26 protein-coding genes are annotated in these 23918 nt (G+C 65.1%); 12 read left to right on the plus strand and 14 right to left on the minus strand.

The features are described from left to right. The first annotated feature begins 532 nt into the window (after window positions 1–532). Complete coding sequence (locus A9971_RS05125; RefSeq protein WP_019094218.1) at window positions 533–733, plus strand: hypothetical protein; 201 nt, start codon at window positions 533–535, stop codon at window positions 731–733. A 210-nt stretch (window positions 734–943) separates the two neighbouring features. Continuing rightward, the gene (pseH, locus tag A9971_RS05130; RefSeq protein ID WP_011062091.1) at window positions 944–1501 is read left to right on the plus strand and encodes a UDP-4-amino-4,6-dideoxy-N-acetyl-beta-L-altrosamine N-acetyltransferase; all 558 of its coding nucleotides are present in this window, start codon (window positions 944–946) and stop codon (window positions 1499–1501) included. A 115-nt stretch (window positions 1502–1616) separates the two neighbouring features. On the opposite strand, the gene A9971_RS05135 is transcribed toward pseH, so the two are convergent. Together A9971_RS05135 and A9971_RS05140 are read right to left on the minus strand one after the other, a co-directional pair. Beyond that, a complete protein-coding gene (locus tag A9971_RS05135) occupies window positions 1617–2453 on the minus strand; it encodes a bifunctional allantoicase/(S)-ureidoglycine aminohydrolase (RefSeq protein WP_011062092.1) in 837 nt (278 codons plus the stop codon). Window positions 2454–2639: 186 nt separating this feature from the next. Next, window positions 2640–3524, minus strand: a complete 885-nt coding sequence (locus tag A9971_RS05140) for a LysR substrate-binding domain-containing protein (RefSeq protein ID WP_041118976.1) — start codon at window positions 3522–3524, stop codon at window positions 2640–2642. 223 nt (window positions 3525–3747) lie between these two features. Between A9971_RS05140 and A9971_RS05145 the strand changes: the two genes are divergently transcribed. Continuing rightward, window positions 3748–3942, plus strand: a complete 195-nt coding sequence (locus A9971_RS05145) for a hypothetical protein (protein WP_011062094.1) — start codon at window positions 3748–3750, stop codon at window positions 3940–3942. A gap of 80 nt (window positions 3943–4022) precedes the next feature. On the opposite strand, the gene ykgO is transcribed toward A9971_RS05145, so the two are convergent. From ykgO to A9971_RS05190, 9 genes are all read right to left on the minus strand, one after another. Continuing rightward, window positions 4023–4172 carry a type B 50S ribosomal protein L36 gene (gene ykgO / locus A9971_RS05150; protein ID WP_011062095.1) on the minus strand — a complete coding sequence of 50 codons (150 nt, stop codon included), beginning with the start codon at window positions 4170–4172 and terminating at the stop codon, window positions 4023–4025. A gap of 186 nt (window positions 4173–4358) precedes the next feature. Next, complete coding sequence (locus A9971_RS05155; protein WP_183000963.1) at window positions 4359–5573, minus strand: YgcG family protein; 1215 nt, start codon at window positions 5571–5573, stop codon at window positions 4359–4361. Window positions 5574–5729: 156 nt separating this feature from the next. Beyond that, window positions 5730–7136 carry an aldehyde dehydrogenase family protein gene (locus A9971_RS05160; RefSeq protein ID WP_183000964.1) on the minus strand — a complete coding sequence of 469 codons (1407 nt, stop codon included), beginning with the start codon at window positions 7134–7136 and terminating at the stop codon, window positions 5730–5732. A gap of 10 nt (window positions 7137–7146) precedes the next feature. Next, the gene (locus A9971_RS05165; RefSeq protein ID WP_041752396.1) at window positions 7147–8190 is read right to left on the minus strand and encodes a homoserine dehydrogenase; all 1044 of its coding nucleotides are present in this window, start codon (window positions 8188–8190) and stop codon (window positions 7147–7149) included. A 375-nt stretch (window positions 8191–8565) separates the two neighbouring features. Continuing rightward, window positions 8566–9003, minus strand: coding sequence for an Lrp/AsnC family transcriptional regulator (locus A9971_RS05170; protein WP_015636223.1), 438 nt, complete (start codon window positions 9001–9003; stop codon window positions 8566–8568). Between the two features lie 22 nt (window positions 9004–9025). Continuing rightward, a complete protein-coding gene (thrC, locus tag A9971_RS05175) occupies window positions 9026–10402 on the minus strand; it encodes a threonine synthase (RefSeq protein ID WP_041118983.1) in 1377 nt (458 codons plus the stop codon). A gap of 16 nt (window positions 10403–10418) precedes the next feature. Beyond that, window positions 10419–11309, minus strand: a complete 891-nt coding sequence (locus A9971_RS05180) for a LysR substrate-binding domain-containing protein (protein WP_011062101.1) — start codon at window positions 11307–11309, stop codon at window positions 10419–10421. A gap of 41 nt (window positions 11310–11350) precedes the next feature. Then, complete coding sequence (locus A9971_RS05185; RefSeq protein ID WP_011062102.1) at window positions 11351–12787, minus strand: amino acid permease; 1437 nt, start codon at window positions 12785–12787, stop codon at window positions 11351–11353. A 153-nt stretch (window positions 12788–12940) separates the two neighbouring features. Continuing rightward, window positions 12941–14215, minus strand: a complete 1275-nt coding sequence (locus A9971_RS05190) for a cystathionine gamma-synthase family protein (protein ID WP_183000965.1) — start codon at window positions 14213–14215, stop codon at window positions 12941–12943. A gap of 239 nt (window positions 14216–14454) precedes the next feature. On the opposite strand from A9971_RS05190, the gene A9971_RS05195 reads away from it, so the two are divergent. After that, on the plus strand, window positions 14455–14991 hold the full coding sequence (locus A9971_RS05195; RefSeq protein ID WP_011062104.1) for a DinB family protein: 537 nt from the start codon (window positions 14455–14457) through the stop codon (window positions 14989–14991). Here the strand turns inward: A9971_RS05195 and A9971_RS05200 are convergent, their stop codons facing one another. Next, window positions 14992–15303 (minus strand): hypothetical protein, encoded by a 312-nt coding sequence (locus A9971_RS05200; RefSeq protein WP_041118987.1) that lies wholly within the window; start codon window positions 15301–15303, stop codon window positions 14992–14994. It lies immediately after the preceding gene. A 92-nt stretch (window positions 15304–15395) separates the two neighbouring features. On the opposite strand from A9971_RS05200, the gene A9971_RS05205 reads away from it, so the two are divergent. From A9971_RS05205 to A9971_RS05215, 3 genes are all read left to right on the plus strand, one after another. After that, window positions 15396–15695: a YceK/YidQ family lipoprotein gene (locus tag A9971_RS05205; RefSeq protein WP_077934467.1), complete on the plus strand. Its 300-nt coding sequence runs from the start codon at window positions 15396–15398 to the stop codon at window positions 15693–15695. Between the two features lie 63 nt (window positions 15696–15758). Further along, a complete protein-coding gene (locus tag A9971_RS05210) occupies window positions 15759–16013 on the plus strand; it encodes a YceK/YidQ family lipoprotein (protein ID WP_227454126.1) in 255 nt (84 codons plus the stop codon). A 61-nt stretch (window positions 16014–16074) separates the two neighbouring features. Beyond that, the gene (locus tag A9971_RS05215; protein ID WP_011062107.1) at window positions 16075–16464 is read left to right on the plus strand and encodes a YceK/YidQ family lipoprotein; all 390 of its coding nucleotides are present in this window, start codon (window positions 16075–16077) and stop codon (window positions 16462–16464) included. Between the two features lie 27 nt (window positions 16465–16491). On the opposite strand, the gene A9971_RS05220 is transcribed toward A9971_RS05215, so the two are convergent. After that, complete coding sequence (locus A9971_RS05220; protein ID WP_011062108.1) at window positions 16492–17265, minus strand: EAL domain-containing protein; 774 nt, start codon at window positions 17263–17265, stop codon at window positions 16492–16494. Between the two features lie 246 nt (window positions 17266–17511). Between A9971_RS05220 and A9971_RS05225 the strand changes: the two genes are divergently transcribed. Beyond that, window positions 17512–18513: an AraC family transcriptional regulator gene (locus tag A9971_RS05225; RefSeq protein WP_183000966.1), complete on the plus strand. Its 1002-nt coding sequence runs from the start codon at window positions 17512–17514 to the stop codon at window positions 18511–18513. A gap of 46 nt (window positions 18514–18559) precedes the next feature. Here the strand turns inward: A9971_RS05225 and A9971_RS05230 are convergent, their stop codons facing one another. Then, complete coding sequence (locus A9971_RS05230) at window positions 18560–19081, minus strand: SgcJ/EcaC family oxidoreductase (protein WP_183000967.1); 522 nt, start codon at window positions 19079–19081, stop codon at window positions 18560–18562. Between the two features lie 173 nt (window positions 19082–19254). On the opposite strand from A9971_RS05230, the gene A9971_RS05235 reads away from it, so the two are divergent. Genes A9971_RS05235 through A9971_RS05250 form a run of 4 tightly spaced genes read left to right on the plus strand, consistent with a single transcriptional unit; the run spans window position 19255 to window position 23853 of the window. After that, the gene (locus tag A9971_RS05235; protein ID WP_183000968.1) at window positions 19255–20415 is read left to right on the plus strand and encodes a sensor histidine kinase; all 1161 of its coding nucleotides are present in this window, start codon (window positions 19255–19257) and stop codon (window positions 20413–20415) included. Then, window positions 20412–21080 carry a response regulator transcription factor gene (locus tag A9971_RS05240; protein WP_011062112.1) on the plus strand — a complete coding sequence of 223 codons (669 nt, stop codon included), beginning with the start codon at window positions 20412–20414 and terminating at the stop codon, window positions 21078–21080. Before A9971_RS05235 ends, A9971_RS05240 begins: the two co-directional genes overlap by 4 nt. Next, window positions 21077–23404, plus strand: coding sequence for an ATP-binding protein (locus tag A9971_RS05245; RefSeq protein ID WP_183000969.1), 2328 nt, complete (start codon window positions 21077–21079; stop codon window positions 23402–23404). The genes A9971_RS05240 and A9971_RS05245 overlap by 4 nt, the downstream gene beginning before the upstream one ends. Continuing rightward, window positions 23401–23853, plus strand: a complete 453-nt coding sequence (locus A9971_RS05250; RefSeq protein WP_015636233.1) for a response regulator — start codon at window positions 23401–23403, stop codon at window positions 23851–23853. Before A9971_RS05245 ends, A9971_RS05250 begins: the two co-directional genes overlap by 4 nt. The last annotated feature ends 65 nt before the right edge of the window (window positions 23854–23918 follow it).

Below are 23918 nucleotides of genomic sequence, written 5' to 3' on the forward strand. Positions count from 1 at the left end.
TGGAAGTACTGATCCTGCAGCGTCGGCGAAACGACTCGAGCAGATATCTCGGCGCTATAGAGAATCGGCGGCTAAGCAGAGAAGTACTTGAGCCAATAAGCATCCCGGCATTCATTGGTGAAGCTGATGTGAGCAGGGCGGATGATTTTGTCGAGAGGTTGGCGAACCCCTTCATGGCAGATCCAGCCTTCGACGCAGGCTGCATCGCTGGGAAACCGCCCTGCTCTGCTAGCCGCTTGATGAGTGCCCTGTCATCGTCGGCGGTGACGGTGTCCCCCTGATCGAGCCGGCTTTCCTGACTCGCGTTGTCAAGTAGCGCGGTGCGAGGCGATGCAACTCCCAGGCTTGCACTGACGTAGCTGGCAAGGTGGTCTGAATGAACCATGGACTGTGTCCGCAGGTGGATTAGGACGACTGACAAGCACGCTGACGACGCGCTGGGACTTTACCGATAAGGCGAGCCAATAGACAACCCTGGCCAATGCCACACGCTGTATCCGTTGCTCACCTGTAGCAGGAACCTTTTTCCAGAATGGCAATCAGTGCTGCACGCTTTCCGATCAATCATTCAGTGGGCACCGGCATGATCTTGAGAAAAACGGCTCTATACATGGCCTTGGTAATGGCAGGCGTCCTTATCGGCTACAGCATCAAGCCCAGCAATGGGCTCCAGGTAACCGCAGGGCAACTTATAAGCTGCGGCAAGACCACCATTCCAACCATCGAGATGTGAGGGCAGCGCAACAGCGCTCCCTCCCTGATTACACCCAGCCCTCACATAAACCGGCACTGGCCGCCCAGGCCGATCCCACCTCGCTTGAAGCGAACCTCCAGCATCTCCCGACACCTGCAGCAAGCTTGCTGGCCGAATAATCTCTAGTCTGAAAGAATCTTCGCGCCTGAAGATCGCACCTCAGGCTCGCCTCCAATCCAGGACCCTCCCATGCAGCTCATTCCTTTGCTTGCTAGCAGCCCCACCGTTCAAGCCCAAGTGCGCGCGCTGCGCAACCAGCAGGAGGTGCGCAAATACATGTACACCTCCCATGAAATCAGCGAACAGGAGCATGCAAACTGGCTGAGCAGCCTTCAAGGCAACCCGCGTCAGGAGGTGTTTGTCGCGGTCGATGCCGGGCAAGCCTTGGGGGTCGTGTCCCTGAACGCCATCAATGCCCTGCAGAAAACTGCCGACTGGGCGTTCTACCTGGACGCCGAGCTTCAAGGCAAAGGCCTGGGCAGTCTCATGGAGTTCTGGTTGCTCGACTATGCCTTCAATCAAGCCGCTCTGGACAAACTCAACTGCGAGGTGCTCGCAAGCAACACAGCGGTGATCAGGCTGCACCTGAAATTTGGATTCGTACAGGAAGGCCTGCGGCGCCAGAACATTCTGAAAGACGGCGAGCGAATCGACGTAGTGCTGCTAGGCATTACTCGCCAGGAGTGGCAGGACAAGCGTCCGGCCCTTGAAGGTTTGATCGCGCGGCTCGGTCAGCGAGAGTCCTAGGCATAGGCAGCAACCCTGCCCCTCAGACAAAAGAAAACCGGCGAATGATCGCCGGCTCCTGTCACTCGCCGTTCAGCAGTGCGGAGGCCAGAACGGCCTCTGCACTGCCGTCGGATCAATGCGCTGCGTTGAGGGTCAGGCGCATCTGGCGGTTCACATCCTTGTACAGCAGGTAGCGGAAACGACCCGGGCCGCCGGAGTAGCAGGCCTGTGGGCAGAAGGCGCGCAGCCACATGAAGTCACCGGCCTCGACCTCGACCCAATCCTGGTTCAGGCGATACACCGCCTTGCCTTCCAGGACGTACAGGCCGTGCTCCATGACGTGGGTCTCGGCGAACGGAATCACGCCGCCCGGCTCGAAGTTGACGATGTTGACGTGCATGTCATGGCGCATGTCGCTCATGTCGACAAAACGCGTGGTGCTCCAGCGGCCTTCGGTATCGGGCATGACCCGCGGCTCGATGTCCTGCTCGTTGGTGACGAAAGCGTCCGGGTATGGCACGCCATCGACTTTCTGGTAGTGCTTGCGGATCCAGTGGAAACGCGCCTCGGTGCCGCTGGTGTTGCGCAGCTTCCAGTCGGCAGCCGGTGGGATAAAGGCATAGCCGCCGGGCTTGAGGACGTGCACCTGGCCTTGCAGGGTCAGGTTGACCTCGCCTTCGACGACGAACAGTACCGCTTCGGCGTTGGGGTCCTGCTCGGGCTTGTCGCTACCGCCATTGGCGCCGACTTCAACGATGTACTGGGAAAAGGTTTCGGCGAAACCCGACAGCGGACGAGCGATGACCCACATGCGCATGTTGTCCCAGTGCGGCAGGTGGCTGGTGACGATGTCGCGCATCACGCCCTTGGGGATCACGGCGTAGGCTTCGGTAAACATTGCGCGGTCGGTGAGCAGTTCGGTCTGTGCCGGGTGCCCGCCGTGAGGCGCGTAATAGGTGGTTTTGGACATGGAGACTCTCCTCATTGTTGTTTTGCTGCCCCGCGCGGCAACGCCGCCAGGGTGAACAAACCTGCGGGTCGACGCGCCAGGGAAGCGGCGCGGACCGCTGCTGGCCACCACGATATCCAGCGTTACGCACATGCACAAATTAAATACCGGAATCCGCCATATTCATTTATCGAATGCCGCGCGACTTCAGCCCTGAGTGTCCTGGGCCAGCACCCGCGACAAGACTCGCGCCAGTTCCTTGACCATGGGATCTGCCGCCGGGCGGTGCAGCAACGCCACCTCGAACACGTCCACCGAGGGTAGCCCGGTGCTTTTGGACAGGACCTGGTGGCCAGCCGTGACCGCACGCAATGGCAGCAGGCCTATGCCCATGCCATCGGCAATGGCCGACTGCAGGCCGCTGAGGCTGGAGCTGGTGAAGCTGATATGCCAGCGCCGGCCCACCGCCTCCAGGGCATTGATCATGGCATCGCGGTACACCCCGCGCGGCGGGAAGGTAACGATAGGCAGCGGGTCAAGATCGATGCAGGGGTTTTTCGCGCTATCCACCCATCGGGTCTTCTCCGGCCAGCAGGCCAGTGCCTCGCGGCTGTTGCGCAGTTGCTTGAGCACCACCAGGTCCAGTTCGCCACGGTCATAACTGGCGTTGAGGTCGCGACTCATGCCGCTGGTGACCTCCAGCTTGACCTGGGGATAGCGCCGGTTGAACGCAGCCAGTTGCTCGGTGGTGCGGCCGGCAGCGAAGTCGTCCGGCACGCCGATACGCACCGTCAGCACCACCGTGGCTCCGGACAGCGCCTCGAACATTTCATCGTTCAGTGCCAGCAGGCGCCGGGCATACCCCAGCAGAGTCTCGCCGACATCGGTGGGCAACACATCGCGATTGCCGCGCTCAAGCAGGCGCTGCCCGACCATCTCCTCCAGGCGGCGGATCTTCTGGCTGATGGTGGATTGGGTCGAATGCAGGCGGGTGGCGGCCGTGGTGAAACTGCCGCAGTCGGCCACCGTGACAATGGCCCGCAGCAAGTCGAGGTCGAACAGGCGGCTATTGGGTTTCTCAATGTCGCTCATGCTGGTATCTGTTTTCTGAATGCGTTGCGCCTTTCTACCGGGTCTGGCCCGACGACACAATTGCCCCCGCAGCGCTGAGCAGCCCCGCGCCAAGGCGGCATCCTGCAAGCACGGCAGATATTTTTTCCGGGCCCGCCTGATTGGCAATGTGTATCGACATGTAACGGCGTAGGATGAGGCTCCGGTTCGCTCTATCCCTGACCCTGCTCTGGAGATGCTGAAAATGAAGTTGAACTGCCTCAAGGTGTTGCTGATCGGCGCCACCCTACTACTGGGCGCCTGCTCCAGTGCGACCACCCACCCCTGCTACTCGGACAAGTGCCGGCTTGGCGGTGGCGTGAGCAACCTGAATCTCAACGGCAACAGCGCATTGGGCAACAGCTTCAACGAGTACGGCTCGACCCTGCTGCACGACTGAAACACCTGCCCCTCATGCCTGGGTGCTGTCGAGAGTGGCTCGCTCCAGCAGCGCCTTGTCACTCCCGACCGCCCCCGCACTCACCCCTTGTTCCGGTTCTTCGCCCCGCCCTGGCGAGCCTTGAAGCGCGGATTGGATTTGCAGATCACATAGATGCGACCGCGACGCTTGACGATCTGGCAGTCGCGGTGACGATTCTTGGCTTCTTTGAGGGACGACAGGACTTTCATGGCAACGCTTCCTTGGGACTGAAATTAATGTAATAACATATCATATTCACCAATGAGAATTATTATCAACCATCAATTTCCGCCACCCTGACCGCTCAACGATTCTCCGCGCCGCCATCGGCCCATTGCCCGGCCCCGCAGGCTTGGGAGAGCAGGACGGCTGCGTGATCATTACCGCGCCCAGCCTCACCAACTGCCCGACGCCCCGCCGCCGCCACTGGAACCGCCGCCCCCGGAGAAACCGCCACCCGAGCTTGAGCGGCCGCCACCGCTGCTGCCACCGCCACTGCTCCAGCGAAAGCCACTGCCGCCGGCAAACAGTATGAAACTCAGGAAATAGGCGAACGGCACGACCCTCAGCCAACGCTGAGCCGCCTGCCAGGCATCCACACCCAGGCCCATCAGTAGAACCAGCGTCAGCAACACGGCAAAGCGCCATAAAAAGCCCCGGGGGCTCTTGCGCCAGCTGTTGCGCATCATCCAGTACAGCAGCCAATGGCCGCCCAGCACCAGCAGCACCCCCGCCGGCCAGGCCAGGCCGTAAAGGAAAGTCAAACGGCCCAGATACTGGCTGACCAGGGTCAGCAGGCCGATGTACAGCAGCAGCCCCAGCACCCCGTAGAACACCCGCCGCGCCTGCCACAGCCCGGCGAAGGTCGCACCGCCGATCAACATGCACAGCGGCACCAGGAACAACTGCGCCAGCCACTCATGGCCGCCCACGGCTCCCACCAGCACCGCCATCAGCACCACTGCGCCCCCCAGCACCCGGCGCCAGTTCCAGCCGGCGGCCAGCATCACCCCCGCCACCGAGCCGAAAACGAACGCCAGCAGCAAGGCATAGGCTTCGAGCGGCACCACCTGCCCCGCAGGCTCGGGCAACGAGCCCCCGTCCACCAGCAGGATCAAGTCATCCAGGGCACGGTCGATACCGCCGGCAAAGTCGCCCTGACGAAAGGCCGGGGTCAGGTCCTGGGCGATGATCTGCCCGGCCAGCAGGTCGGTGACCACCGGTTCCAGGCCATAACCGACCTCGATCCGCACCTTGTGGTCGTTCTTCGCCACCAGCAGCAGGATGCCGTCGTCTACCCCCTTGCGCCCCAGCTTCCAGGCGCGAAACAACTGGTTGCTCAGGGCCTCGATGCTCTGCTGGCCCAGGTTGGGCAGCAGCATCACCGCGATCTGCGCGCCGCGGCGCTGCTCCAGCGCCTCCAGCTTGTGCACCATCCGCTCCTGGGTGGCGCTATCCAGGGTCGCGGTCAGGTCGATCACCCGCCGGTCCAGGGGCACCTTCACCAGCCCCGGCGGCGCCTCCTCGGCGTGCACCAGGGCCGGCGACAGCAGCCCGAGAAACAGCGCCAGCCACAGGCCACGCCCTTGTTGCAACCACACCTTGATCATCGGCCCGCTTCCCGCATCGTTCATCCTGAAGCGGCGAACTTTACCACTGCCCGTACCGCGACCGATTCACCGCACCTCACCGCCAGCAAAAAAACACCGGGCAGGTGACCAAACCTGCCCGGTGCCCGGCGACCTGTCGTGTTGCTGCAATCAGCCTCAGCCCAGGCGGTTGAGGCACACCACCTTGGGCTGGGTCATTTCCTCATAGGCGAAACGCACCCCTTCTCGGCCCAGGCTGCCGTACTTGAAGCCGCCAAAGGGCATGGCATCGAAACGGTAATCGGAAGAGTCGTTGATCATCACCCCACCCGCCTCGATCCGCCGCGCAGCGTCCATAGCGATACGCAGGTCATTGGTGAAGATCCCTGCATGCAGGCTGTATTCGGGCTGATTGGCCAAAGCGATGGCCTGATCCAGATCGTCGAACGGTTGCAAGACCACCACTGGCGCAAAGACCTCGTCCTGCCACAGGCGACTGCCGTGGTCGACATTCTCCAGCACCGTGGCGGCGTAACAGGAACCCCGGCGCTGATGCCCACAGAGCAAACGCGCGCCCTGTTGCAGCGCTTCATCCACGACCTTCTGCGCGTTCTGCGCCGCCTGCAGGCTGATCATCGGCCCGATGTCCGTGCTGCTGGCCAGCGGGTCGCCACTGACCTGCTCCCGAGCCAGGCGCACAAAAGCCTCTCGAAACGCCTCATAGATCGAGGCCTGGACCAGCAGGCGCTGGGTGCCGATGCAGTTCTGCCCCGCCGCCCAGAAGGCTCCGGACACGCAGCTATCCACCGTCGCCGCCAGGTCACAGTCGGCCATCACGATCACCGGCGCATTGCCTCCCAGGTCCATGGCCAGCTTTTTCAACCCGGCGCTGCGGGTGATCTGCTCCCCGGTGACAAAGCCGCCGGTGAACGACACCATGCGCACCTCACGGGCTTCCACCAGGGCCTTGCCCAGGTCCGCACCACCGGTGGCCAGAGTCACCACCGAGGTCGGCAGGCCGGCATCGCGCAAGTAGTCCACCAGCTTGATCGCCGACAGCGGCGCCAGCTCCGAGGGCTTGAGAATCACCCCGTTGCCCCCGGCGATGGCCGGGCCCAGCTTGTGCGCCACCAGGTTCAACGGATCGTTGTAAGGCGTGATCGCCAGGATCAGCCCCAAGGGCTCGCGCGAAAACCAGCCCTGGCGGTTTTCCGAACCTTCATAGGCATCAAACGGCAGCACCTCGCCGGCATTGCGCTTGGCCTCTTCGGCCGACAGCTTGAGGGTGTTGATGCAGCGCTTGACCTCTTTCTGCGCCTGTTTCAGGGTCTTGCCCGCTTCATCGACGATCAACCGGGCGAAATGTTCGGCGTCGCGCTCGATGTTCAGGGCCGCCCGCTCCAGAATCCGTGCCCGCTGATAGCGCGGCAGCGCCGCGCAGTCGCTGACACCCTGGCGGGCTTGCTGCAACAGGTAGGGCACGGCACAGGCCTCAAGGCGTGGCACTGTCCCGATCAGCCGACCATCGAAGGGGCTGCAGACATCAATCGAATCGGCGGCCAGCGCCAGACGTGACAGGTTCATGGGCATGCTCCTAGCGGGCCAAGCGCGACTGGTGGATGTGAATGATGTCCGAGAGCAAGGCAAAGGCGGTCTCGATGCGCCCAGCGCCCGGCCCGGACACCGTCACCGCGCCCAGCAGTTCGGTGTTGAACGACACCGCGTTGATCGCCCCGCCAATGCCCGCCAGCGGATGGGCCAGGGGCAACAGGCGCGGCTCGACACTGGCTTGCAGCGAGCCATCGGCCAGGCGTTGGGCCGAACCGATCAGCTTCCAGCGCGCGCCCTCGGCACGGGCCTGCTCCAGGTCCTTGGCCGTCAGGCCGGAGATACCCCGGCAACTGACATCACTGACGGTCAACTGCGCGTCGAGCAATTCGTTGGCCAGGATCACCACCTTCAAACGCACGTCAAAGCCTTCGACATCCGCGCTCGGATCGGCCTCGGCATACCCCAGGGCCTGGGCCTCGGCCACCGCTTCGGCAAAGCCCAGGCCGGCCTCCATGCGGGTCAGCACAAAGTTGGAGGTGCCATTGAGAATGCCCTCGAACCCCAGTAGCCCACTGCCGGCCAGGGACTGCTTGGCCATGCGGATCACCGGGGTGCCGCTCATCACCGCGCCTTCGTATTCGAAGGCCGCCAGATTGCGCTGGGCCAGGGCCTTGAGCTCGGCGCTGTGCAGGGCAATGGGGCCCTTGTTGGTGGTCACCACGTGCTTGCCCTGCTCCAGGGCCCAACGGCAGAAGGTACTCGCTGGCTCGCCGTCCACCGGGTTGGTGAAAGTGGCCTCGGCAATGATGTCGGCGCCGGAGTCCTTGATCACCTGTTCGTTGAGCGCCTCCACCTGGCCGCCCGGCAGTTGCGCCAAGGCGCCCTTGGTTGCCGGCAGCTTGCTCAGCAGACCGGCATCCAGCCCCTGGGGAGCGACGATGGAGCCCAGGAACAGATCGCTGATGCCAACGATCTTCAAGCTGAAACCCAGTTGTTTTTTCCACGTCTGATTGCGCTCGGCAATCAGTTGCGCCAGGGCCCGGTTGACCCCGCCGAAGCCCACCAGGGCGATGTTGTATTCAGTCATTTTTGTTGTGTTCCATCCGGGTTGAGAAGCTGATGGACACAAGGTTAGGGGTCGGGACCGGGCAGTGAAATATGCCGTTTTGCTGTATTTGCTGAGCATTTTGCCCAGCGCCGGTGACCACTGCCGAAGGCTGCGCTCACAGGCGCTGGCTACGCAAAACCCGCAACCAAGACTGCCCCTGTAGCCGCTGCCGAAGGCTGCACCCGGCTCCGCAGGAGACGCTAACCCTGGCGGTGCGGTCCAACAGGACACCACACAGGGTTCCATTCATCGCAACATGCTGATTGACCGCGCAGGAAGGTCCTTCGGCCCTTTTCGCAGCCTCGCCAAAGGCTCGGCAGCGGCTACAGGAGGCCAGAAGATCCGGCTCTGCGCTCAGGCCACAGAGGACAAGACAAAGGACGTCACGGTGTTTTCCACCCCGGGCAAGGCGGCGATGTCATTCCACACCCGGTGCACCCGCTCTACGCTGGCGGCGCTGACCCGCACCAGCACATCGAACTCGCCGCTGAGCACTTCGCACTGGATGATCTCCGGCATCGCGCGCAGCGCCTGCAATACATCGGCCCCGCGCATGCGGTCGTAGCGGTAGACGAAGATCAGCGCATTGATCCGGGTATCCGCCCCGCGCCCTTCGCCCACGCGAATGGTGTAGCCCTGGATCGCGCCGTCGCGCTCCAGGCGTTCGATGCGCTGGCGCACGGCATTGCGCGACAGGTTGACCTTGGCCGCCAGCTCGGCATGGGCCGCCCGGGCATTGCGGGTCAGCTCGGCGATGATGCGTTCGTCCAGTGGATCCAGGATCCGCTTCATGAAGCCTCCTTCGCGGTGCCCATCACAGTGCCTTCAGGCAGTGCAGTACGGCGGCAAAATCATCCGCCGCCAGTGCCTGCCACTGCGCCGTGGAAGGCGCCGCGACTGGCTGTGGTGCCAGCCCGGGAATACCCAGCGAGCCCAGCAACCGAGCCGACTTGGCCGGCGCGATCTCCCCCAGGGTGACCATGGGCGCCACCAGGCTGCGGCGGTACAGGCGCGCCGCCAGGACACCGATGGCGGCATGGGGGTCGATGATGTAGCCGGTGTCCCGATAGAGGCTGCTGATCTCCTTGCCGGTCTCTTCATCGCTCACCGAGTAGGAGTCGATGATCATCCGCGCCTGCAGCCAGAACTCGTTGCCCAGGGTCATCTCGCCACTGCCCTCAAACCGCTGCATCAGGCCCGCCACCGCATGCGGGTCCTGGCCATAGAGCTCCCAGACAAAGCGCTCCAGGTTGGCGAACAGTGACAGGTCCATGGCCGGCGACAGGCTCTGGCTGGCCTCGGCGCGGCAATAGCGGTTCTTCAGGAACAGCTGGTGCAGGGCGTCGTTGCGGTTGGTGGCGACAATCATCTGGGTGATGGGCAGGCCCATCTTCTGCACGATATAGCCGGCATAGACCTCGGCGAAGCTCGCTGCCGGCACGCTGAAGCCGATGGGCCGCTGGCCGCCCCCCAGTTGCAGCACGGCATGGAAATACAGCACCAGCTGGGCCATGACCCCGACCCAATTGCTGGAGTTGAAGCCGATCACCTCGCGCTCGGCCAGGGGCCATTGGCGCAGCAGGCGGGCCACCAGGGTCTGGCAGTCGTCGAAGCTGCCCTGCACGGCAAAGCGCCACAGCCCGGGGTTGTGTGCCGCCTGCAACTGCTGCCCTTGCTGCTCGGGCACGCCGTGCTGCGGATAGAACACCAGCACCTGGGTCTGCGGGCAGTCCTTGAAGGCGTCGATAGCCGCCAGCGCGGTATCGCCGTTGCTGGCCCCCACCAGCACCCCGTGGCGCTGCCGGCGCTGGAGGAAATAGCCCACCAGTTGCGCCTGCAACCGCGCGGCAAAATCCTTGGCCGAGCCAGTGGGCCCATGGAACAGTTCCAGCACCCATTCATTGCGGTCGATCTGTCGCAGGGGCGCCACCGCGCGGTGGCCAAAGCCACTGTAGGCGCGGCCGAGCAAGGCCTTGAAGTCCGCCTCGGGCAGGCAGTCGCCGACAAAGGGGCTGAGCACCCGGAAGGCCAGTTCGGGGTAATCCAGGGTCGACCAATTGGCGATCTCCTGGGGGCTGAAGCGTGGCAGCTCGGCCGGCACGTACAGCCCGCCATCGGCGGCCACGCCGGATAACACCACGCTTTCGAAATCCACCTGCTCAGCGGTACTGCGGGTACTCACATAACGCATGTTTGGCTCCGGCCAGTCATTTATGGCGATGGGCCTGCTCCACCAGCCAGGTGGAAAATTCCAGCGCATCGGGGTGTGGATCGGCCCCGGCGCCACGCACCAGGTAAAAGGATTCGCTGGCTTCGATGCGCTGACTGAAAGGCTCCAGCAAACGCCCGTCGGCGAGCATCTGGTCGACCATGGAGGAACGGGCCAGGGCCACGCCCAGGCCCAGTTCGGCCATGCGCAAGGTGGAAATCAGGGTGTCGAACTGCATCCCCCGGGACGAATCCACCTGCTCGGCGCCGGCCCGCTGCAGCCAGTAGCCCCAGCCCTCTTCGTAGCCCAGCACATGCAGCAGCGGGTGCCGGGCCAGGTCCGCCGGCACCTCTAGCGGCGCCTTGTCCAGCAAGGCCGGGGCACACACCGGGAACAGCGTGTCCCAGGTCAGGCGCTGGGCCACCAGCCCCGGCCAGTGGCCGTGGCCCCAACGAATTTCCAGGTCGTCTTCGCCGTCCAGTTCCTTGACCCAGATATTGCTGATGTAGCGGATATCCACCAGCGGGTGCCTGTGCTGAAAATCCGCCAGCTTGGGCGCCAGCCAGTGGACGAAAAACGCCAGGCTGCCGCGCACCTTGATCGGCCGGCGCTTGTGCTGGCCGAAAATTTCGTTGGTGCCCACCGCCAACCGGGTGATCGCGTCCTGCACCACCGGCAGGTAGGAACGGCCCTCCTCGGTCAGGTCCAGGCCGCGGGGCAGGCGCTTGAACAGCGCCACCCCGAGGTGGCTTTCCAGCTGGCGGATCTGTTGGCTGACCGCGCCCTGGGTGAGGAACAGTTCCTCGGCGGCGTGGGTGAAGTTAAGGCAACGGGCGGACACCTCGAAGGCGCGCAGCCAGTTCAGCGGGGGCAAGCTTTTCTGCTTCATGGCCTGGCTCTCATGGACACCCTGGGCGCCGGGCGCACCCGTCAACCCTGCAGGGCATCGGAGGGCCGAGCCAGGGCTGCCAGGGACAGGCGCCGCTGGCGGCTACTGCGGGTAATGTAATACACCAGGTAGCACCAGGCGATGAAGGGCAGGCCGAAGTACAGGGCCACGCGCTGCTCGGGGTCGAAACCGATGCCGACACAGGCCAGGGCGCAGCACAACAGCGCCCCCAACGGCACCCAGGGGTAGCCACGAACACGGAATTTCAAGTCGCGCACGTCACCGCCGTTGGCCACGAAGTGCCGGCGAAAGGCGATCTGGCTGGCGGCGATGCTCATCCACACCACCACCACCGCCAGCCCGGAAATCGACACCAGGGCCAGGTAGATGGTGTCCGGGGCGAACACGCTGCTGAGCAGCGAGGCGGCGCCACCAGCCATGCTCACGATGATCGCGTTGAGCGGCGTGCCCATGCGGGTCAGGGCCGAGAACTGCTTGGGCAGGTGGCCCTGGTCGCTCAGGGTCCAGAGCATCCGCGAGGCGGCGTACAGCCCGGAGTTGGCGGCGGACAGCAACGCGCTGATGATCACGAAGTTCATGATGTCGGCCGAGTACGGAATGCCGATGTAGGTGAACACCGTGACGAACGGGCTTTCCACCAGGCCGGCCTGCTCCCGGGGCAACAGGGTGGCGAGGACGAAGATGGTGCCGACGAAGAAGATCGCCAGGCGCAGCACCGTGGTGCGGATCGCCCGTGGCACATTGCGTTGCGGGTCACGGGTTTCGCCAGCGGCGATGCCGATCAGTTCGGTGCCGGAGAAAGCGAAGGCCACCGCCAGTAGGGTCATGGCGATCGGCATGAAGCCGGTGGGGAATAGCCCCTCACGGGTGAAGTTGCTCAGGCCGATGCTGTGGGCCTGGTCGATGTGCAGAAGACCGAGAATCGCCCCGCCGCCCACCACCAGGAATGCCAACACGGTGATCACCTTGACCAGCGACAGCCAGAACTCGGTCTCGGCGAACAGCCGCACCGACACCACGTTGGACAAGAACACCACCATGGCGAACAGCGCGCTCCAGATCCACACCGGGGTCTCGGGGAACCAGCGGGCCATGAGGATCCCGGCGGCGGTGAATTCCGAGCCGATGGCCACGGTCCAGGTCAGCCAGTACAGCCAGGCCACGGTGTAGCCGGTGCCGGGGCCGAGAAAGCGCGTGGCGTAGGTGCTGAAGGAGCCGGTCTCGGGCATCTGCACCGCCAGTTCGCCGAGGCACATCATCACCAGGTACACCATCAGCGCGCCGATGATGTAGGCGATCACCGCGCCCAGCGGGCCGGCCTGGTTCACCGTGTAGCCGGACGTGAGGAACAGCCCGGTGCCGATCACCCCGCCCAGGGCGAGCATGACAATGTGCCGGGTCTGCATTTCTTGCTTGAAGCCGCCGCGCAAGTCGGTCTGTTGTTCTTGTAGGGACATGATGGTTCTCATGAAAGTTGTCAGGGCAAGTCTCAATTTCTGCGACTGTGGAAATGGGCAGAAAACAAATCGGATGCCACCAGGTTTTTATTGTTATTCCTCTTCATGAAGCCCCCACTGGCTACCTTGCTGTGGGGGTGTTGCGCGCTCTTTTCAGTGGGCGACCTCGGCCCGCGGGTCCAGGGATGGGATGGCGCCAGGCGCCGCATTCTGCTTGAGGGATTGGCGCAGCCAGGCGAAGGCCTGCTGCAGGTCGGCCAGCAGGTCATCGGTGTCTTCGATGCCCACCGAAATCCGCACCAGGCCTTCGGAGATGCCCAGGGCCTGGCGCTCTTCCAGGGTGTTCTCCACATGGCTGGTAGTGCGCGCCGGGCCGTAGATGGTTTCCACCGCCCCCAGGTTGCCGGCGCAGTGGGCATAGCGCAGGCGTGGCAACAGCTGCTTGACGCTGTCCATGCCACCCACCAGGACAAAGCTGACGATGGCGCCGAAACCGCGCATCTGCGCACAGGCCACGGCGTGGTTCGGGTGGTTGGGCAGGCCCGGGTAGTTCACGGCTTCCACCAACGGCTCGTTGAGCAGGAACTGCGCCAGCTGCGCGGCGCTGTGCTGTTGCTGGCGCATGCGCAGGGCCAGGGTCTTGATCCCGCGAATGATCAGGTAGGCCGAGAACGGATCGAGGCTGGCACCGTTGATTTCCCGGTAGTGACGCACCTGGCTCATCAGCGCTTCGCTGCCGCAGGCCACGCCACCAAGCACATCGCCGTGACCGCTGAGGAACTTGGTAGCGCTGTGGATCACCACATCCACGCCCAGCGCCAGGGGGTTCTGATTCAGCGGCGTAGCGAAGGTGTTGTCCGCCACCACCAGGGCGCCGACCTGTTTCGCCGCGGCGACCAGACGCTGGATATCGACGATCTTCAGGGTCGGGTTGGTCGGCGTCTCCAGGTACAGCAGGTCGCAGCCCTTGGCGATCTCGGCCTCGATCTGCTGCTGGTCGAAGGTTTCGCAGAGGGTCACGGCCACGCCCATGCGCGGCAGGAATTCCTCGAAGATCTTGTTGGTACCACCGTAGCTGTCCTTGGTCGACACCACCCGCTGGCCGTGGCGCAGGAAGCTGTAGAGCACGCCGCTGATGGCTGCCATGCCGCTGCTGAAGGCCACCGCCGATTCGGCGTTTTCCAGATCCTGCAGCTTGGCTTCCAGGGTTTGCACCGTGGGGTTGCTCATGCGGCTGTAGATAAAGCCCGGGGCCTTGCCCAGGGCCACGTCGTACCACTGGTCGATGTCGTCGTAGCCATAGGCGGCGCTGGCGACAATCGGGGGTTGCGTGGCGTTGTAGGGATGACGGACTTGCTCTCCGCCCCAGACCACCCGGGTAGCGGTTCCGGGGTTTTCCAGCCCTGTGCGTTCAGGTTTTTTATTCATTGCAACGGCTCACCATAAAGGGTGCGCGGCCTGTTGCCGCGCTGGATCTGGTGGCCAATATAGAGAAAAGCCCAAGCCCCGAGAAACGATGTTATCGGGGCCAAAGGGGCGGTTTTTTTAATGGCTGCACAGCCCTGCAAACGGCCTGCGCACGAGGCTTTTGTGACGCCTCTTGCATTGCGGCACCGGGGCTTGCGAAGCTGCTGCGCGCCAGCCCGCAAACCCCGAAAGGAACCGCAATGAACCGCACCGAGCACCTGTGCCTGATGGCTCGCTACAACCAGTGGATGAACAGCAAGCTGTACAGCGCCGCCATGGGCCTGTCCGATGCGCAACTGGCTCTGGACCGGCAGGCCTTTTTCGGCTCGATCCTCGGCACCCTCAATCATTTGCTGGCCGGCGACACCATCTGGCTCAAGCGCTTTGCCCAGCACCCGGCGCGGTTTGCGGCCCTGGCGCCGCTGCAGCAGGTGGCCCTGCCACAGGACCTCAAGACCCTGCTGTTCCCAAACCTGGGCGGGCTCTGGCAGCAGCGTCAGTGGCTGGACCAGTTGATCCTCGATTTCAGCCAGTCCCTGAGCGACGCAGACCTGGACAGCAGCCTGCATTACGCCAACACCCGGGGCGTGGTCGCCGAGCGCGATTTCTATAGCCTGCTGGTGCATTTCTTCAACCACCAGACCCACCACCGCGGCCAGGCCAGCACCCTGCTGACCCAGGCCGGGGTGGATATCGGCGATACCGACCTGCTTATGCTGATACCCAGCGATATCTGATCAGGCTTGCGCCCAACGGGCGCACAACAGGGGCAGGCCGCGCTCGTGCCAGAAGCCCATGGAAATCCCGCCGCTGGACATGCCGCCATGGGCAAAGGCCTCGACGAAGAAGTGCCCTGCCGAGCTCCAGGCCCTGCCGGTAAGTTGCTCGAAGGCCTGGACGATCAGGGCTTCCAACTGCTGCGCCGTGGCCGGCCAGGGCGTGTGGGCCAGATGCGTGGCCATGGCTCGCCACAAATAGGGGTCACCCCGCAGCCCCCAGGACAGCGGTTCCTCGGCGAATAGCCGTGCGACGCTGCGCTCTCCCTCCATCGAACCCTCCCGGCACTGCGCCCTGTATTTATTCAGCGCCCAATCTAGCGTCTGCAGCGGGCTTCTGCGACCATGCGCGCGGAAAAATCCGCTTGCTAAGGAATGGCGCCATCAAAGCCCTCAATGCTCTTTTCGTTATGTCCCTGCTGTCCCTGGTGGGCTGCGGCACCCTGATCGCCCGCACCCCCAATTCCCATACCAGCTACGACTACTACAAAGGCACCCAGGCCAATATCGAACTGCTGACCATGCGCGGCGCCAGCGGCTACGACGGCTACGTCACGCTGTTCTGCTGGATGAGCATCGTCTGCCCGGTGGTGGCCATCGTCAGCCTGCCGGTGGACGCCGTGGCCGACACCGCGCTGCTGCCCTATGACGCGATGAATCACTGATTCTCGCCCGCCCCTGTCTCGACCCTGCGTGGAAGCCTGATCATCCGAAGCATCCTTTGCCTGTTGCTCAACACTCTGCTGCTGAGCGGTTGCGGCACCTACGTGGTTCGTAGCGGCCATGATTGGCGCGACGATCGCTATTACCGCGGCACGACGATGAACGCGCAGATACTCACCGGCTACGACATGGGCCAGGCACGCATGGTCACTGGCGCCTGCTGGGTCACGGTGGTGTGTCCGATCCTGATGATCGCCAGCCTGCCCCTGGACGCCGCCGTCGACACCGTGCTGCTGCCCTACGACGCGATGAAGCCCTGAGCCTCGCCCCCCTGCCACTGCCCTGAATGGAAGCCCGATCATCCGAATCATCAATTACCTGTTGCTGCTCAACACCCTACTGCTGTCCGGCTGCGGCACCTACATGACTCGCGGCAATGCCCTGGACTTTCGCGACGACCGCTACTACCGCAGCGTCAAGACCAACGCCCAAGTGCTCACCGGCTACGACATGGGCTACGCACGCATGATCACCGGCGGCTGCTGGGTGATGGTGGTGTGCCCGATCCTGATGATCGCCAGCCTGCCCCTGGATGCGGCGCTCGACACCGTGCTGCTGCCCTACGACGCGCTCCAGCCGGAGCGGCCCAAGCGCAACATGCACGTGGATATGAAGGAGATTCCCGAGCAAGACCTGCAGGCATTGCCCATCAGTGCCGAGGTGCAAGACCCGACGGCCCACACCCCGCCCATCACCCCGCAGGCTGATTGAACCCCTTCAGGCGGGCATGCACCCGGGCTACGCCTGATCCGGCGTGCACAGCTGGGGCACCCGCTGCGCCAGGCGGCAACGTCGCCCCAGGCGATCCACCTGGGGGCGGCCGAACAGGTAGCCCTGCCCCCACTCGCCACCACAGGCCGTGGCCAGGCCCTGGTCGGTGGCAGTCTCCACCCCTTCGATGATCACGCAGGGCGCCAGGGTCTTGCACAGTTGCACCAGGTGGCTGAGGGTCTGGGCGCTGTTGAGTTCGCTGCGGGCGCGCTGGATGTAGCCCTTGTCGATCTTGACGATGTCCGGCCGGGTCTGGCGGATGAACTCCAGGGTGCCCAGGCCCGCGCCGAAATCGTCGATGGCCACCCGGCAGCCCAGTTCGCGCAGGCACAGGACAAACTCGCTGGCCGCCTCGATGCTCGGTGGCGTGGCGCTTTCGGTGATCTCGATGACCAGCCGCGCGGCCACGCCGGGAAAGTCCCGCAACTGCTGGACAATGGGGTACCAGAATGAATCGATGATCGCGCTCTGGGCCGAGATATTGCACCCCAGGCGCAGGCGTTCGTCCCGTTGCAGGCTGTCGATCACACAGAGCACCACGCTGCGGTCCAGCTCGCGCATCACCTGGTGTTTCTCCAGTAGCGCCAGGGGGTAGACATCCCCGCCCTGGGCATCGACATGGCGCAGCAACCCTTCGTGGTAGAGCACCCGGCTGCTGTCGGGCAGCCACACCACCGGCTGGAATGCCAGCATCAAATGGCCCTCGGCCAATTCACGATAAAAGTCTTTGATGCTTTGCATGACAGATCCATAGGCAAGCCAACGACGCACCCTCGAACGTGGCACGACGAGCCCGCCGCCGCACTCGCCCAAGGGTCCCTGCCCAACCATGATCGACCCTGCCCGGGCCACCCGGAAGTGTTCCCGGATACCTTTCGCTTGTCCTCGGAAACCTGGGCCGGTGCTTATTCGTCTGTGGCCTTTTGTTTATTGCAATCATGCAAAAGGCCTCATCGATATCATTTAGCCACTAGTCCAGGAAGACCTATGCACAGAATGACCAGCGCCAGCTTTCGGGTGCTTGCCGATGTCATGAGAGAAGGCGGCGCGAATGTCGACGCCCTGCTCAGAACCTTCGGCAGCAGCATCCAGGACGTTGAGGAAAATCCCAAGGGCGTGAGGCTGGAACTGGTCTATCAAGTAATGCGCGAAGCCACCCGCCGCACCGGCAACCCGGACCTCGGGCTGCTGGCCTACAGCAAGGCCCACCCGGCCAACCTGGAGGCCCTGGGCTATGCGGTGATGTCTTGCGCGACCCTGGGGGCAGCGCTGCAGCGCCTGGTGGATTACCAGGCGCTGACCAGCAACGGCTTCTGCATGTGCCTGGAACGCAAGCCCGACGCGTTGCAATTGATCGGCTTCGACGTCACCGCCGAGCCTTCGCTGATCCCCCGGGCGGTGATCGACGCCGGCGCCGCCCAGACCCTGGGCCTGCTGCACTGGCTGCTGCCCCAGCACAAGCCGCGGCCGCTGGTGGCGGCCTTCACCTACCCCGAGCCTGCGGACACGCGCATGCTGCGCCGGCTGATGGGCGACAACCTGCAGTTCTGCGCGCCCCACAACAGCCTGACCTTCAGCAGCCAGGACTGCGCCATCGCCCTGCCCACCGCCGACCCGGCGCTGGATGTGCTGCACATGGAATACGCCCGCAACCGCCTCAATGTGCTGCTCAGCGGCTCGATGACTGCGCGGGTGCGCCGCGCCCTGTCCGAATCCCTGGCCCAGGGCGCGCCCAGCGACCTGCCGCATATCGCCCAGGCACTGGGGGTCAGCACCCGCAGCCTGCAACGCAGCCTGGGCCATGAAGACGTGCACTTCTCGGCGCTGCAGGACGAGGCGCGGCTGATGCTGGCCCACAGTTTTCTGCGCAACTCCATGCGCAGCGTCAAGTACATCGGCGCCCTGTTGGGCTTTCGCGACCAGAGCAGCTTTCACAAGGCCTGCCTGCGCTGGTTCGGCATGACCCCGGGGCGCTACCGCGAGCAGTGACAGCAACGCCGAGCAAAGGCTCGGCGCAAGGCGACAGGAGCCTGGATCAGTGGCTGGCTTGCAACTGCGGCTGCACTTGCGGCATGGCCGAAGAGTGGTGGTTGAGGATTTTCCACTGCCCGCCCAGGCGCTCGTAGAGGAAGGTGTAGCGAGCCTGGACCTGCTGTTTCTTGCCGTCGGCGGCAGTCAGGGTGAAGGTGTAGACGCCGCTGTCCATGGCCGCATCCGGGCCCAGGTGACGAATCTCCCGGTAGTTGATCTGGCCCACCGGCCGCGAGGCCATGAAGTGCTCGAAGTAGTCCTGGATCTGCGCGTGGGTGCTGCGCACCTGATTGGAGACGGTCGGTTGCAGCACCGCGTTGGGCGCATAGAGGCTGACCACGGCTTGCGGGTTGCCGGTCTGCAGGGCGCTGTTCCAGCGGTCGAAGAGACCGGCGATTTCCCGGTCCTTCAGGTTCTGCGGCTGCTCGGCCACGGTGCGGTACACGTAAGGGGTGGCTTCCAGGGCCTGAGCCAGTGGCGTGCTCAGCACGAAGAACAGGGCCAGGGCGGTGCTTTTCAGTTTCATTCACGGACTCCAGTGGGTTTCAATGAGCCCCACTGTGCCCCGGGCCGTCGCCCCTGCCATCGGCCAACTGGAGCCTACGGCCTATGCCATTCGGCAGATAGGCGCGATACCGGGCACGGGGGTCTAATACCCTGCCCCGAGCCACTGCACCGCCCCCACCCTGGAGTGCTCCGATGCCCAGCCCGCCCCTCGATCCCGCCAGCGCCCTGGCCCTGCGCAGCCAGTACCGGCAGTCGCAAAGCCGCGCCGCGCGCCTGCGGCTGCTGGTGGACACCGGCCAGGAGCTGCTGCAACTGCCCCCCGAACAGATGCGCCAGCAGGTGGTGCAGCGGGCCTGCGCCTTTGTCGCCATGGACCAGGGGCTGTTGCTGGAATGGAGCAGCGACGGCGTGGCCCACGCCAGCGCCGAACAGGGCCACGGCGAATGCCTGCAAGCCCTGCGCGCCGTGGCCGGGCAGGCCCAGTGGCTGGAGCGCCCGCTTGCGCAAACCGGGGTGCTGCGCGTACTGCTGCACCGCGCCGACGGCCAGCCCTTCGGCGCCCTGCTGCTGGCCAACAGTGTGCCCATCAGCGCGCCGGACAGCGAAGACCTGGAATCCCTGCAACTGCTGGCCACGCTGTTGGCCACGCACCTGGAAAACCAGCGCCTGCTGCAGGACCTGCAAGCCCGGGAGCGCAGCATGTCGGAGCTGGTGCAGCGCCTGTTCAGCGCCCAGGAGGATGAGCGCAAGCGCGTCGCCTACGACCTGCACGACGGCCTGGCGCAAACCCTGGCCGGGCTGCACCAGCGCCTGCAGGGTTTCGCCGGGCGCTGCCCGCCGCTGCCGGAGCCCCTGCACGATGAACTGCAGACCATCCTGCAACTGGCCCAGGGCTGCGTCGGCGAAGGCCGGCAACTGATCGGCGGCCTGCGCCCCCATGTGCTGGACGACTTCGGCCTGCTGCGGGCCATCGACCGCGAGGCCGACCGCCTGCGCGACGCCGGGCTGGCGGTGCACTGGCAGCAGCGCTACCCGGAGCGCCTGCCGGCGGCCCTGGAAATCGCCCTGTTCCGCATCGCCCAGGAAGCCATCAACAACATCCTCAAGCATGCCCGGGCCAACAGCGTCAGCCTGAACCTGGCCCTGGAAGCAGGCCAGGCGGTGCTCGGCATCAGCGACGACGGCGCAGGTTTCCAGCCGGCATCCGGCCAGGGCATCGAACAGTTGGGCCAGGTGGCCATGCAGGAACGCGCCCATTTGCTGGGCGGGCGTTTCACCTGCCACAGCCGGCCCGGCAGCGGCACCCGGATTCTCGCCCGCGTCCCCGTCCCCTCCTTGGAGCACGCGGTATGACAGCGGTGATACGCCTGGTCCTGGCGGACGATCATGAAGTCACCCGCACCGGCTTCATCGCCCTGCTGGCGGGCAACCCGGAGTTCGAGGTGGTGGGGCAAGCCAGGGATGGCGAGCAAGCCCTGGCCCTGTGCGAGCAACTGCGCCCGGACCTGGCCATCCTCGATATCCGCATGCCCCTGCTCAACGGCCTGGGGGCCGCGCGCCTGCTGCAACAGCGCCAGCCCGAGGTCAAGGTAGTGATCTTCACCATGGACGACAGCCCCGATCACCTGGAAGCCGCCATGGCCGCCGGCGCCGTGGGCTACCTGCTCAAGGACGCCAGCCGCGAAGAGGTGCTCGACGCCCTGCAGCGCGTGGCCCGCGGCGAAGAGGCGCTCAACAGTGCGGTCAGCGCCCGCCTGCTACGGCGCATGAGCGAGCGCGGCAACGGCCAGGCGCCCCAGGCTCAGGCCCTGACTGCCCGCGAGCGCCAGGTGCTGGGGCTGGTGGCCGGCGGCTTCAGCAACCGCGAGATCGGTGAAAAGCTGGGCATCACCACCGGCACCGCCAAGGCCCACGTGGAACGGGTGATCGGCAAGCTCGGCGCCGCCGACCGCACCCAGGCCGCGGTGCGCGGCATGGCCCTGGGGCTGGTGGCGCAACCTGCCGGGCAGTGGCCGTGAACCTGCTCAGCGCCCGGCGCTGGGCCGACCTGCCGCTGCGGGGCAAGGCGCTGGTGGTGATCTCCCTGCCGCTGGTGATCCTGCTGCTGTCGCTGGTGCTGATCTACAGCACCGAGCGCCAGACCGCCCGCGCCGAGGAGGACGTGCGCCGGGTGCTGCTGGTGCAGGGCGATATCCAAGCGGTGCACACCCTCCTGGCCGAGGCCGCCGCCAGCGTGCGTGGCTACCTGCTGACCCGGCGCGAGGACTTTTTACCCGCCTACCTCCAGGCCCGGCCGCAGATCGAGGCCGCGCTGCAACGCCTGGACCAGAATGTCCAGGACCCGCGCATGCGCGACTACCTGCAGACCATCACCCCGCTGATCCGCACCAAGCTCGACGGCCTGGTGGCCCTGCGCAACGGCAGCCGCGACGACGCCGCCACGGTGACCGCGATCCTGATCGACAACAAGCAGGTACTGGACGTGCTGCGCGAGCAGATCAGCGCCATGCGCGTGCGCGAGGATGCGCTGCTGGCCGAACGTAGCGCAGCCGCCGCGGCAACCCGCATGCGCCTGCTGTTCGCCACCTTGCTGGCCGCCGGCTGCGGGCTGTTCGGCGCCATCGTCGCGGTGCTGTTGCTGTCCCGGGGCATCGTCACCCGGGTGCAGCAGGTACAGGGCAATGCCCAGCGCCTGGCCCTGGGCCAGCCGCTGCGCCCGCAAGCGCCGGAACAGGATGAAATCGGCCAGCTGGGCACGCGCCTGGTGGAGGCCGGGCAACTGCTGGCCGAGCGCGAACGGGCCCTGCGCGACAACGAGGAACGCCTGCGGCTGATCATCGACGGGGTCAAGGACTACGGGATCTTCGCCCTGGACACCGCAGGCCGGGTTACCACCTGGAACGTCGGCGCGGAACGGATCAAGGGCTACAGCGAGCAGGAAATCATCGGCCGGCATTTTTCCCTGTTCTACCTGCCCGAAGAGTGCCCCCAGCACCCGGACATGGCCCTGCGCGAGGCCACCGCCCACGGCCACTACATGGAAGAGGCCTGGCGCTGTCGCAAGGACGGCAGCCGCTTCTGGGCCAGCGTGGTGATCACCGCGCAGTACGACGCCAGCGGCGCCCTGCGCGGTTTTTCCAAGATCACCCGGGACATCACCGATCGCCGTGCCGCGGAAATCGCCCTGGGCACCGCCCGCGAGGAAGCGGAAAGCGCCAGCCGCGCCAAGAGCGAATTCCTCTCGCGCATGAGCCACGAACTGCGCACGCCGCTCAACGCCATCCTCGGCTTCGCCCAACTGCTGGACATGGATTCCAATGCCGGCCAGCGGCCCCAGGTCGGGCATATCCTGCGGGCCGGGCAGCACCTGCTGGGGCTGATCAACGAGGTGCTGGACATTGCCCGTATCGAGGCCGGGCGCCTGCCGCTGAACGTCGAGCCCATGGCCCTGGCGGCGGTGCTGCACGAAGCCCTGACCCTGGTGTCACCCATGGCCGCGGACGCCGGCATCACCCTGGCGCCGCTGCCGGAACTGGCGGCGGACAGCGGCGTGATCGCCGACCGCCAGCGCCTGATCCAGGTGCTGCTCAACCTGCTGTCCAACGCCATCAAGTACAACCGCGCGGGTGGCCGGGTCAGCATCGACGTGGCGATCGAGGCATCACGCCTGCGCCTGAGCGTGCTCGACACCGGCGCCGGCATCACCGCCGAGCGCCTGGAGCGCCTGTTCAAGCCCTTCGAACGCCTGGACGCCGACCCCAGGATCGAAGGCACCGGCCTGGGGCTGGCCCTGAGCAGGAGCCTGCTGGAAATGATGGACGGCAGCCTGGGCGTACAGAGCACCCCGGGCAGCGGCAGTTGCTTCACCCTGGAGCTGCCCTTCGTGCGCCTGGCCGCTGCAGCCGCCGTGGCGCCCTGCAACGCCCCGGCGCTGAACGTGCCGGCGCCACAGCCCGCAAGCCGCTACCAGGGCAAGGTGCTGTGCATCGAAGACAACCTGCAAAGCCTGGCGCTGATCGAAACCCTGCTGCAACGGCGCCCGGGCATCCAGCTGCTGTCGAGCATGCAAGGCCAGATGGGCCTGGACCTGGCCCGCCAGCACGCGCCGCAGATGATCCTGCTGGACGTCAGCCTGCCGGACCTGCCCGGCCTGGACGTGCTGCAACGCCTGCGGGCCTCCAGCGCCACGGCCGACACTCCGATCCTGATGATCACCGCCGACGCCAGCGAACCGACCCGGCGCGCCCTGCTCGACGCCGGGGCCACGGCGATCCTGACCAAGCCCATCCACATCCCGGTGTTCTTCGCCCACCTCGATGCCTGTCTCCCGGAGCTCCCATGACTGCCGATCTGCGCATCCTCATCATCGATGACCAGCGCCCCAACCTCGACCTGATGGAACAGCTGCTGGCCCGCGAAGGGCTGCACAATGTCCTCAGCAGCACCCAGCCGCTGCGCAGCCTGGAGCTGTTCAATAGCTTCGAGCCGGACCTGGTGATCCTCGACCTGCACATGCCCGAGTTCGATGGCTTTGCGGTACTGGAACAGCTCAACCGACGGATCCCGGCCAACGACTACCTGCCGATCCTGGTACTCACCGCCGACGCCACCCGCGACACCCGCCTGCGGGCGCTGGCCCTGGGCGCCCGGGACTTCATCAGCAAACCCCTGGATGCCCTGGAAACCCTGCTGCGGATCTGGAACCTGCTGGAGACCCGGGCCCTGTACAAGACCCTGCGCACCCTGGTGCCGCCGGAGCGCATCGAACTGCTGCGCCCCCCAAGAACCTGATCTGCCACACCTATCGCACCTGGCCCCACCACCGCCCCCTGTAGCCGCTGCCGCAGGCTGCGAAC

Source organism: Pseudomonas sp. UME65 (genome assembly GCF_014170225.1).
GTDB lineage: Bacteria > Pseudomonadota > Gammaproteobacteria > Pseudomonadales > Pseudomonadaceae > Aquipseudomonas > Aquipseudomonas protegens.